Genomic DNA, 9,599 nt, shown 5'->3' on the forward strand with positions numbered 1-9,599 from the left:
CGCGGGAAGCACGACCGGGTCGAGGCCGGGCCCCACGGCGGGCCCGTCATGAACCACACCGGCGGAAGGTTGTCGGTCCCTCGACGCAGACTGGTCAACGTGCCCAGCTTCGCTTCCCCCGATCCGCCGGATCCGCTCACGGCGTTCTCCGCCCCGACCCGGAGCTGGTTCGGCGCGGCCTTCACCGCCGCGACCCCCGCCCAGCGGGGCGCGTGGGAGGCGATTCGCACCGGCGGCAACGCGCTGGTCGTCGCACCCACGGGTTCGGGGAAGACACTGGCCGCCTTCCTGTGGTCGCTGGACACCCTGGCCCGCTCGGCGCCGCCGGCCGAGCCCACCCGGCGCTGCCGGGTGCTGTACGTCAGCCCACTCAAGGCGCTGGCCGTCGACGTCGAACGGAACCTGCGGGCACCGCTCGCGGGGATACGCTCCGCCGCGCAACGGCTCGGTCTGCCCCAGCCGGACGTGACCGTGGGTCTGCGGTCGGGCGACACCCCCGCCGCCGAACGACGCGGTTTCGGCACCCGGCCCCCCGACGTCCTGATCACCACCCCGGAGTCGCTCTTCCTCATCCTCACCAGTGCCGCGCGGGAGTCGCTGCGCGGCGTCCGGACAGTGATCGTCGACGAGGTCCACGCGGTGGCGGGCACCAAGCGCGGCGCCCACCTCGCGCTGAGCCTGGAGCGTCTGGACGCCCTGCTGGACACCCCGGCCCAGCGGATCGGCCTGTCCGCCACGGTGCGGCCGGTCGAGGAGGCCGCCCGATTCCTGGGCGGAACGGCCCCGGTGGCGGTAGTCCGCNCGCCCGCGGCCAAGACCCTCCAGATCGACGTCGTGGTGCCGGTCGAGGACATGACCCAGCTCGGCGGACAGCTCCTCGACGGGTCCCCGGACGGCTCGGCGGCCTCCGCCCCGCACCGAGCGTCGATCTGGCCGGCGGTCGAGCAGCGTGTCCTCGACCTCGTGTTGGCTCATTCCGCCAGCATCGTCTTCGCCAACTCGCGCCGGCTCGCGGAGCGACTCTGCGCCCGGCTGAACGAGCTGTACGCCGAGCGGCTCGCCGCGGCCNCCNCCGCGGACGAATCCGTGGCCGGGGACGGGCCGGGGGAAGCCGGCCGGACGTCCCCCGCGGCGCTGATGGGCGCCTCGGGCCAAGGCGGCGGCACGGCGGGCTGGCCGGAGATCGCGCGGGCCCACCACGGCAGCGTGAGCCGCGAGCAACGGGCCGGAATCGAGGAGGATCTCAAGGCTGGCCGGCTGCCCGCGGTCGTCGCGACCTCCAGCCTGGAACTCGGCATCGACATGGGAGCCGTCGACCTGGTCGTGCAGATCGGGTCCCCGCCGAGCGTCGCCGCCGGGATGCAGCGCACCGGCCGCGCGGGCCACCAGGTCGGCGCCGCCAGTCGCGGCGTCATCATCCCGAAGCATCGCAGCGACCTGCTCGAATGTGCCGTGGTCGCCGAGCGGATGCGCTCGGGGGCGATCGAGCGGCTGCGGTACCCGCGCAACCCCCTCGACGTGCTGGCGCAGCAGATCGTGGCAATGACGGCGATGGAGGACTGGCACGTTGACGAGCTCGGCGCGCTGGTCCGGCGCACCGCGACGTTCGCGACGCTGCCGACCTCCGCCTTCGAGGCGGTCCTGGACATGCTCGCCGGCCGCTACCCCTCCGACACGTTCGCCGAGCTGCGCCCCCGCATCACCTGGGACCGCGTCACCGGGATCCTCACCGCCCGCCCGGGCGCCCAGCGGCTCGCCGTGACCAGCGGAGGCACCATTCCCGACCGGGGCATGTTCGGCGTCTTCCTCGTCGGGGAGCGCTCCAGCCGGGTCGGGGAACTCGACGAGGAGATGGTCTACGAGTCGCGGGTCGGCGACGTGGTGCTCCTCGGCTCATCCAGCTGGCGCATCGAGGAGATCACCGCCGACCGGGTCCTGGTGACGCCGGCTCCGGGACGGCCCGGCCGGCTCCCCTTCTGGCATGGCGACGCCCCAGGCCGACCCGCCGAACTCGGCCGCGCGCTCGGCGCGTTCCTGCGCGAGATCACCAGGTTGCCGGCGCAGGCGGCGGCCGACCGCGTCCGGGCCGCCGGCCTCGACGATCGGGCCACCGCCAACCTGCTGCGCTACCTCGACGAGCAGAAGGCTGCCGTCGGCCGTCTCCACGACGATCGGACGATCGTCGTGGAGCGTTTCCGGGACGAGATCGGCGACTGGCGCCTGGCGGTGCACTCCCCGTTCGGTGCTCCGGTGAACGCGCCCTGGGCGCTCGCCCTGGGCGCCCGGCTGCGCGAGCGGTACGGGGTCGACGTCCAGATCATGCACACCGACGACGGCATCGTCGCCCGGATCCCGGATGCCGCCGAGCCGCCCGGCGCCGATCTCGCGCTGTTCGAGCCGGACGAGATCGACGCGATCGTACGGGCGGAGATCGGGAGCAGCGCCCTGTTCGCCAGCCGGTTCCGCGAGTGCGCCGGGCGGGCCCTGCTGCTGCCCCGCCGGACCCCGGGGCGGCGGACCCCGCTGTGGCAGCAGCGCCAGCGCAGCGCAGCGCTGCTGTCCGTCGCCGCGACGTTCGCCAGCTTCCCCGTCGTGCTGGAGACCATGCGAGAGTGCCTGCAGGACGTGTTCGACGTTCCGGCGCTCGCGGAGCTGATGCGCGAGGTGTCGGCCCGCACGCTGCGGGTGGTGGAGGTGGAGACGCCGTCCCCGTCTCCGTTCGCCTCCGCCCTGCTGTTCGGCTACGTCGCCGCCTTCATGTACGACGGGGACGTACCGTTGGCCGAACGCCGGGCGCAGGTGCTGTCGCTGGACAGCTCCCTGCTGGCCGAGCTCCTCGGCGAGGCGGACCTGCGGGAGCTGATCGATCCAGCGGCGCTCGCGCAGGTCGCCGCCCAGCTCACGCGGCTCGCCCCGGATCGCCACGCCCGCGATGTCGAGGGAGTGGCCGACCTGCTGCGAATGCTCGGTGACCTCACGACCGAGGAGGCGGTCGCCCGGGGTGCCNCCCCGGGCTGGCTCGCCGAGCTCGAACAGACCCGCCGGGCCCTGCGGGTCCGTATCGCCGGCGAGGAGCGGTGGGTCGCGATCGAGGACGCCGGCCGGCTGCGCGACGCCCTGGGCGTACCGCTGCCGGTGGGAGTTCCCGACGCCTTCACCGAACCGGTGCGTGACCCTCTCGGCGACCTGATCTCCCGCTATGCCCGTACCCACGGACCGTTCGACACCGAGGAACCGGCCGCCCGGCTGGGGCTGGGCACGGCGGTGGTCGCCGGTGTCCTGGACGGGCTGGTCCGCAGCGGCCGCCTCGTCCGCGGTGAGCTGCATCCCGACCGCGGCGGTGAGCAGTGGTGCGACGCGGGCGTGCTGCGGGCGCTGCGACGACGCAGCCTTGCCGCCCTGCGCAAGGAGGTCGAGGCGGTGCCGCCCCGGACCCTCGGTGCCTTCCTGCCGGCCTGGCAGTCGGTCACCAGCGGACGTGGCCGGGGGGTGGACGGTGTGCTGCGCGCCGTCGAGCAGCTGCAGGGCGCGCTGATCCCGGCGAGCGCATGGGAACAGCTCGTCCTCCCGGCCCGCGTCGCCGACTACTCACCGACGATGCTCGACGAGCTGTGCTCCGCCGGCGAGGTGCACTGGGCTGGCGCCGGCGGGCTGCCCGGGGACGACGGCTGGTTGACCCTGGTCCTCGCCGACACCGCGCCCCTGCTGCTGCCTCCGCCCGACCCGGAGATCGCCTCGGGTCCGCTGCACACCGCGATTCTCGACGCGCTCACCGGCGGGGCGGCCCTGTTCTTCCGGGCGCTGTCCGACCGGATGGGCTCGCTCGACGACACGGCGCTCGCTACCGCGCTCTGGGATCTCGTCTGGGCGGGGCGGGTAACCAACGACACCCTCGCCCCGCTGCGTGCCCTGCTGGGTTCCGCCGGCCGTCCGTACCGTGCCCCCCGTCCCCGGGCGGCACGGTACGGACGGCCGGCGATGCCGCGGCGGGCCGGCCCCCCGACGGCCGCCGGCCGCTGGTCGCTGCTGCCCGAGCGGGACACCGACCCGACCCGGCGCGCCCACGCGCTGGCCGAGGCGCTGCTCGAGCGCCACGGCATCGTCACCCGCGGCGCGGTGACCGGCGAGCGGCACCCGGGCGGGTTCGCCGGGGTCTACCGGGTCCTCAGCGCCTTCGAGGACGCCGGCCGCGCCCGCCGGGGCTACTTCGTCGAGTCCCTGGGCGCGGCCCAGTTCGCCGTCCCGGGAGCGGTCGATCGGCTGCGCTCCATCGCCGCGGCACAGCGGGACGCCGAGGCGGCCCCGGCCTGGGCGCAGCCGGCGGCCGGCCCACCGAGCTCATCGTCCGCGCAGGCCGTCGTCCTGGCCGCGGCCGATCCGGCCAACCCGTTCGGTGCCGCGCTGCCCTGGCCGACCCGACCGGGGGATGACGCGGACGGCGCCGCCGGCCACCGGCCGGGGCGCAAGGCGGGCGCGATGGTCGTCATCATCGACGGGGAACTCATCCTCTACGTGGAACGCGGGGGCCGTTCCCTGCTGTCATGGACCGAGGACGACCATCGGATGGCCCCGGCGGTGGAGGCGTTGGCCCGCGCCGTGCGGGACGGCCTGCTCGGCAGGCTCACGGTGGAGAAGGCGGACGGCCAGACGATCGTCGGCAGCACCCTGGGTGCCGCCCTGGAGCGCGCCGGTTTCCACCCGACCCCGCGGGGCCTGCGGCTGCGGAGCATCAGTTCCGAGAGAAGGAAATAAGACGGGCACGTCCGCGGGTGAACGCTCCCTCGGCCGCCTTGAGACTGATCTCCAGATCCGCGGCCGCCTCCCGGGTACTCTTCCCGGCCGCCCGAGCCATGATCACCTCACGCTCCCGGCCCTGCAGTCCCCCGGCCCGGGCCAGCAGCCAGCGGGCTTCCGCACGGTCACAGACGGCGTCGTCCGGGGCCGGCTCCCACGGCTGCAGATAGCCGCGCACGACCGCCCGCTCCGCACGCTGACGAGCTCTATGGTGATCAACGCAGAGACGTAGCACCGTCGTCGTCAGAAACTGCCCGACCCGGCTCGCGTCGAGATCCCGAAATCCGGCGGCGCGGATGAATGCCTCGTGTACGCAGTCCTCCGCGTCGGCCTTGCTCGGCAACCGCCTACGGGCTATGTGGATGAGCCGATCACGGTGCGGGAGCATCAGCGACCAGCGCTGCTGGCTGTATGGCCGGTCCAGCTCGACCACGGGCGCAGCGGATACAAAATCAACCGAGGGCGTGTCCCCGGCAGGGCATGTCACGGTTTGCTCCACCTGTCATGCTCAGACCGCGCCACCCCCCAGCACGATCGCCTACCTTCCCGGAGCGCGCCAGCACCGAGAACCGCGATGTGCCTTGGTCAGTTGGACCCGCTGCTTGCCAGAACAGCGGACTAGGACAAGGCGGACATTACCATCCGCTCCCGGGTAGGCCAGCAGCGGCATATCCCGGTGGGCGACGTACCCGCCCGATCGATACGCACCGTGTTATCGCCTGGCCGTGACCCGAGCTTATCGAGAGCCGCATTGGCGCCATCAACCGGTCAGTACACCGCCAAAACGGGCGAGATAATGACGTTCTGCTTCGTAAGCTCTTATGGAGTCACTCGCCCTCGGTCACTGTGGGTACACGAAGGAACTGGGCGGAACGTCTCGACGACCTACCCGATGGCGCTACCCGGTCTGGTACACGACGCCTGATACACGACACGAGGTACGACAGCCCGTCCCCGCTGTNGGGTGTCATCGAAGATTTTAGTATGACATCCTATTTTCGGCCTAGATTTCAATAGGAAGCCAAAGGTTTTACTAGCTGACCCGGTTTGGTGACGGCACGGCGCGGTGCAGGCCCGGAGCGGGAGCCGTTCAGGTGCGACTGCGTGGGTATCCGGTGGGGTATCGCGGGAGCGTGCTGCCCACGCCGCCACCGGGGATCTCCGAGCGCGACGAGCGGCTGCTGGTGCTGACCTGGCAGGCGATGGCCGACGGCACCCGCGAGATCATCCTGACCGACGACGTGATCGGCGAGCTGACCGGCGAAACGTTTGACGACCGGTACATCCCGCCACACGTAGAGTTGTCCGCCCGCATCCACGCCGCCACCACCCAAGCACTGGATCGGGGCGACTTCCTGCTCACCGTCGCGCCCGCCCGCTCCGCCGGCACCCTCACCAGCCGGTTCACCCCGACGGCCACCGGGTCCGGCCTGGCGCGGGCGTACCGGGCACTGCCCGCCGCCACCGCCGGGGCGCTGCGGGTGCAGATGTCCTTCGGGCCGCTGTACCCGCACGCGGAGAACGTCTGCCGCGTCCCGGCCTACCTCGACCACGTGCTCCCGCTGGGCGAACACCGCCAGCCCGGCGACGACAGCCTGCTCACGATGGACGACCTGGCCATCACCGCGACCCGCGACCGGCTGCACCTGGTCAGCATCTCGCGTCGTCAAGTGGTTGAGCCGCAGGNNTNCNNNNCNCNCGCANGGNANAAACANCCCCCGCCGCTGGCCCGGTTCCTGGCACACCTGCCAGGGCGTTCTCCGCCGCCTGGTACCAGTTCGATTGGGGACCGCGCGTCCGGCTGCCGTTCCTGCCACGGGTGCGCTACCGGCGCACCGTCCTGTCCCCGGCCCAGGGGCGGCTTGCCCCCCGACGACCTCCCACCCGGCCAGGCCGGTCCCGGCCAGTGGAGGCAGGTACTCGACCGGTGGCGGCGCCGCTGGGACTGCGCTGGGACTGCCCTGACGTGGTCGAGCTCCGCGACGCGGACCGCACGCTGCGCCTCACCCTCAACGAGCCCGCCCACGCCACCCTCCTGCACGCCCACCTCAAACGGCACGGCCAGGCGATCCTGTACGCGGCCACCCCGGCGGCCGACTACGGGTGGATCGACGGCCACGCCCACGAAATCGCGCTGCCCCCGGTCACCATCTGCCCCGCTGCACCCGGCCCGCTGCACGGCCTCCTACCCGTCGTGACGAACACACACGGGCACCTGCCCGGCGCCCCGGACGCCACCTGGCTCTCGGCGAAGCTGTTCACCCATCCCGAACGGATCGGCGAGATCGTCGCCGAGGCGCTTCCCGGCCTGCTGGCCACGCTCGACACACCCGCGTGCTGGTGGCTGCGATACCGCAGCCGACAGGAGACAGACCACCTGCGCCTGCGGCTGCGCACTACCCCCGACTGTTATGCGCAGTACTCGAACGCGGTCGGGGAGTGGGCGCAGCGGATGCGCCAAGCAGGACTGGCCGGGCGGCTGGTGATCGACACCTACTCCCCGGAAGTCGGCCGCTACGGGCATGGCGAGGCACTGGACGCCGCGGAGAACGTCTTCGCCGCCGACTCCGCCACCATGGCCGCCCTGCTGCGGCACCAGCCCACCACCGAGGTCGACCTCGGGCTGGTGGTGGCGAACATGGTAGGCATCGTCAGCGGGTTCTTCGGCGATCCCAACGAGGCGATGGACTGGCTGGCCGCCCGGCCGGCCCCGGCTGCCGCTGCGGCCCTCGACCGGGCGGTGGCCGAGCGAGCGACCCAGCTCGCCACCGACCCGGCCGGGCTGTGGTCGCTGTCCGGCTGGACCATCGACATCGGGCCGGCGTGGGACAACCGCGCCGACGCGCTGGCCAGCTACCACAAGGCGCTGCCACCGGAGGCGAACACCGACGTGGTGCCGGAGTCGCTGCTGCACATGCACCACAACCGGGCCGTCGGCATCAACCGGGACAGCGANCNCNCCTGCCGCCGCCTGGCCCGGCAAGCCGCGCTCACCTGGCGAGCCCGCCGTAGCAGTGGTGCCCGGTGACCTACACCGACCCGTACACGCCACCGCCCGAGCACCATCCCGCACCCGGCGGGGGTCAATCCCTGGCAGACGGGGCCGCCGGGCTGGCGCTGCTGCACATCGCCTATGCCCGCGCCGGGATCGGAGACTGGGCCACCGCCCACCAATGGGTCAAGGCCATGACCGCCGAACCCGTGGCCGCGGACACGGGCGCCGGCCTGTACCGGGGCGCCCCGGCGGTCGCATTCGTGCTGCGCACCGCCGGCCAGCCCGTCTACACCGGCGCACTGCACACCCTCGACGAGCACATCGCCGCGATCACTTGCACCCGCCTGGAGGCAGCGCACGAGCGGATCGACCGCGGCGAACTGCCCGCGCTGCGGGAGTTCGACCTGATCAACGGGCTGACCGGACTCGAATGGGTCAACGCCGCCGCCGACCAGCCGGGTCCGCAACGCCCGTCCTGGTGCTACGGCGCCCCCGGCCTGGCCCGCGCCCGCCACCTGACCGCCCAGGCACTGGACACCCCGAACAGGGTGGCCGACGCCAAGGCCACGCTCGTCGCGTGTCTCACCGACGAGGCTCAACTCGCCCAACTCGGCGACGACTCGCTGTGCCACGGCTGGGCCGGGCTGGTGCACGTCTCCCGCCGGATACTCGCCGACACCGAACCCGGCGGCGAATTCGCCGAGGTCCTGTCCCGGTTGGAACACCGCTGGCGTCACCGCCGCGCCCAGGCGGCCCGAAAACTATCGGAGGTGAGGGGGATGCTGGAAGGCGACGCCGGAATCGCGCTCACCGATCTGCCGCCGGGCACCGGATGGGACGCCTGCCTGCTCACCGTCCCGCCCACGGCCGGACCAACGCACTCGCCCGTATCCGCAAGTACACACACGAAGGAACCGGATGACCAACGCCACCAGCACCCGCCCCGAGGACCTGCGCGAGCAGATGATCAGCAACATCCGCACCGCTGGTCACCTGCGCTCCGAGCGCATCGAGCAGGCGTTTCGGGCCGTTCCCCGGCACCGGTTCGTTCCCGCGGCCTCGGTCGAGGAGGCGTACGCCAACAAGGCGATCACCATCAAGCCCGGCGCAGACCGGCCCGCCAGTTGCATCTCCGTGCCGACCGTGGTGGCGATGATGCTCGGTCAGCTCGAACTGACCACGCCCGCCGCGCCCTGGCCGAGACCAGCTACGACCGAGTGCGGGTGGTCACCGGCGACGGCGCCATCGGCGACGCGGACCACGCCCCCTACGACAAGATCATCGTTACGGAACTGTTGACCGGACTTTCCTGAGGTCGAACGGCGTGTCGTAGGGCAGGGTCGGACAGGTCGGAACAGTCTGCATCTCTCTGATCTTGGAGGGTGCTGGGTGTTTGAGGACAGCGATCATCGGGTGATCGAGGCGATCCGGCTTCCGCTGTGGGGAAGCGTGGTCGCGTCCGACGGCGTGGTGCCGTGGAGGCTGGTCGACGGCCTCGGTGAGCCGGTCGAGCCGGTCGAGGTCTTCCTACGGGACTTCGTCGCGCAGGGCCGGTCGGCGAACTCGGTGCGCAGCTATGCGCTGGCGTTGCTGCGGTGGTGGCGGTTTCTGGTCGCGGTTGGAGTGGCCTGGGACCGGGTGAGTCCGGCGGAGGTCCGGGACTTCGTGCTGTGGCTCGGGCAGGCGACCAAGCCGGTCGCGGCGGCGCGGGTCGGGTCGCGGGCGACCGTGGGGCAGGTCAACCCGGTGACCCGTAAGCGCCACCTCGGGGACGGCTACGGGCCGGCGACGGTGCGGCACAGCAACGCCG

Annotated in this window: 4 protein-coding genes and 3 pseudogenes; 6 read left to right on the forward strand and 1 reads right to left on the reverse strand. The window is 72.5% G+C overall.

Annotated features, from left to right (window positions below; genetic code table 11):
- Nucleotides 1–48: 48 nt before the first annotated feature.
- Complete coding sequence (locus tag ALLO2_RS10500; protein WP_084588393.1) at nucleotides 49–4,752, forward strand: ATP-dependent helicase; 4,704 nt, start codon at nucleotides 49–51, stop codon at nucleotides 4,750–4,752.
- Here the strand turns inward: ALLO2_RS10500 and ALLO2_RS10505 are convergent.
- On the reverse strand, nucleotides 4,730–5,281 hold the full coding sequence (locus ALLO2_RS10505) for an RNA polymerase sigma factor (RefSeq protein ID WP_011437906.1): 552 nt from the start codon (nucleotides 5,279–5,281) through the stop codon (nucleotides 4,730–4,732). The two genes, ALLO2_RS10500 and ALLO2_RS10505, sit on opposite strands and share 23 nt — an antisense overlap.
- 646 nt (nucleotides 5,282–5,927) lie before the next feature.
- Here ALLO2_RS10505 and ALLO2_RS24320 point away from each other — a divergent pair.
- The 5 genes and pseudogenes from ALLO2_RS24320 to ALLO2_RS10520 form a co-directional block, all read left to right on the forward strand.
- A pseudogene (locus tag ALLO2_RS24320) lies at nucleotides 5,928–6,772 on the forward strand (lantibiotic dehydratase); the annotation flags it as partial.
- A 216-nt stretch (nucleotides 6,773–6,988) separates the two neighbouring features.
- Nucleotides 6,989–7,822 carry a thiopeptide-type bacteriocin biosynthesis protein gene (locus tag ALLO2_RS27170; protein ID WP_232235023.1) on the forward strand — a complete coding sequence of 278 codons (834 nt, stop codon included), beginning with the start codon at nucleotides 6,989–6,991 and terminating at the stop codon, nucleotides 7,820–7,822.
- Nucleotides 7,819–8,589: pseudogene (locus ALLO2_RS28195) on the forward strand (lanthionine synthetase LanC family protein); the annotation flags it as partial. The gene ALLO2_RS27170 and the pseudogene ALLO2_RS28195, both read left to right, overlap by 4 nt.
- Before the next feature lie 163 nt (nucleotides 8,590–8,752).
- A pseudogene (locus ALLO2_RS28200) lies at nucleotides 8,753–9,102 on the forward strand (protein-L-isoaspartate O-methyltransferase).
- A gap of 76 nt (nucleotides 9,103–9,178) precedes the next feature.
- Nucleotides 9,179–9,599: site-specific integrase (locus ALLO2_RS10520; RefSeq protein WP_035731562.1), on the forward strand; the 421-nt coding region annotated here is incomplete at its 3' end.

The sequence above is a fragment of the Frankia sp. Allo2 genome, assembly GCF_000733325.1.
In the GTDB taxonomy this organism is placed as follows: Bacteria; Actinomycetota; Actinomycetes; order Frankiales; family Frankiaceae; genus Frankia; species Frankia casuarinae.